The sequence below is a fragment of the Ruegeria sp. genome (genome assembly GCF_028066395.1).
In the GTDB taxonomy this organism is placed as follows: domain Bacteria; phylum Pseudomonadota; class Alphaproteobacteria; order Rhodobacterales; family Rhodobacteraceae; genus Ruegeria.
In genome coordinates this window covers 1-1,532 of the sequence record NZ_JALCBM010000086.1, presented here as the reverse complement: position 1 = coordinate 1,532, position 1,532 = coordinate 1, and the positions used below count along the sequence as shown (strand labels likewise).

Below are 1,532 nucleotides of genomic sequence, written 5' to 3'. Positions count from 1 at the left end.
GAACTCATCGGCTGGAACGCCACGCCCACATGCGCTTCGCAATAAGGCTTGCCTGCCTCAACCGGCAGGCCGCAGAACCAGAAATCCTCGGTTGCGGGGTCGCCGACGGGCCATTTGCAGGTCTTCTCAGTCAGTTCCATCAACGACAGTTTCTTCGACTTCTTCTCGATCTCATTGACCTTGGCCAGTGCCTCGGGGCTGATTTCGTTGGCCGAGGGCTGCGGCGGCAGCGGTTGGCCTGCCGGGATGATCTGACGGCGGGCGGGGACGGCGGGTTTCGCCTCGGGCGCGGGCGCAGGGCGGGCCGGTTCGGTTTTGGGTGCGGGTTTGGGCTTGGCCTCGGCCTTGGGCGCGGGGGCCGGTTTTTCCTTGGGTTCGGCCTTGGCCGGGGTCGCCCCGGTGGCGCGGTTCGACAGGCCCAGACGGTGCACCTTGCCAATGACCGCGTTGCGGGTCACGCCGCCCAGTTCCTTGGCGATCTGGCTGGCCGACTGGCCTTCGCCCCACATCTTCTTCAGCAGTTCTACGCGCTCGTCAGTCCAGGACATCTGGTGCCTTTCAAAAAACGGGAAAGCGGCCCCGGATTCGGGCCGCCTTGGGAATTCGTCTCAGCGCCCTATTCTAATCACTGCGGGCCGAGTTACAAGCGGTCTTCGAATCAGATAAAGAGCGGAACATGCAGATAGACACGGATCACGATCCGCGCCGTTTCGGGGCGGTCAACTGGATGGGCCTTTACACGCTGGCGCAGCGCGAAACGCTGCGGTTTCTGGCGGTGTGGACGCAGACCCTGCTGGCGCCGCTGGTCACCGCCGGGCTGTTCCTGCTGATCTTCAACATTGCCGTAGGGCCGGGGCGGCCGGATGTGATGGGCGTGTCCTTTCTGACCTTTCTGGCCCCGGGGATCATGATGATGACGGTGATCCAGAACGCATTTGCCAATACCTCATCCTCGATGGTGATTGCCAAGGTGCAGGGCAATATCGTCGATACGCTGATGCCGCCACTGTCACCGCTGGAGATTCTGCTGGGCTATCTGGCGGGCGGCATCATCCGCGGTGTTCTGATCGCTTGCGTGGTGGCCGTTGCGCTGGCATTGGTGCTTGGACTGGTGCCACAAAACTCGCTGATCGCGCTCTTGTTTGTGGTGCTGGGTGGGGCCTTCATGGGCGCGCTGGGCCTGTTTGCGGGGATTTTCGCCAACAAGTTCGATCAGATGGCGGCAATCACCAATTTCATCGTCACCCCGTTGGCCTTCCTGTCTGGTACTTTCTATTCGGTTGAGGCTCTGCCGCCGATCCTGAACCGGCTGAGCCATGTGAACCCCGTGTTCTACCTGATCGACGGGCTGCGTTATGGCATGATCGGAGTGTCCGACAGCTCACCCTATCTGGGCATGGTCGTTTGTACCGGCGCGACAGTATTGGTGGGCGCTCTCACATGGCAAATGTTGCGGACGGGGTATCGGTTGAAGGCTTAGGTCTCGGCCAAAACCCCGGGCTGCAAGGCGATCCGAGGTTTGCCGAGGCGCG

At 61.8% G+C, this 1,532-nt stretch carries 2 protein-coding genes; one reads left to right on the top strand and one right to left on the bottom strand.

Translation table 11 applies throughout. From position 1 onward, the window contains the following. Positions 1 to 548, bottom strand: a 548-nt coding sequence (locus tag MPJ51_RS19495; RefSeq protein WP_298390336.1) for a GcrA family cell cycle regulator, incomplete at its 3' end; no start/stop codon positions are given. A gap of 128 nt (positions 549 to 676) precedes the next feature. Here MPJ51_RS19495 and MPJ51_RS19490 point away from each other — a divergent pair. Then, positions 677 to 1,480, top strand: a complete 804-nt coding sequence (locus MPJ51_RS19490) for an ABC transporter permease (protein WP_298390333.1) — start codon at positions 677 to 679, stop codon at positions 1,478 to 1,480. Positions 1,481 to 1,532 lie beyond the last annotated feature (52 nt).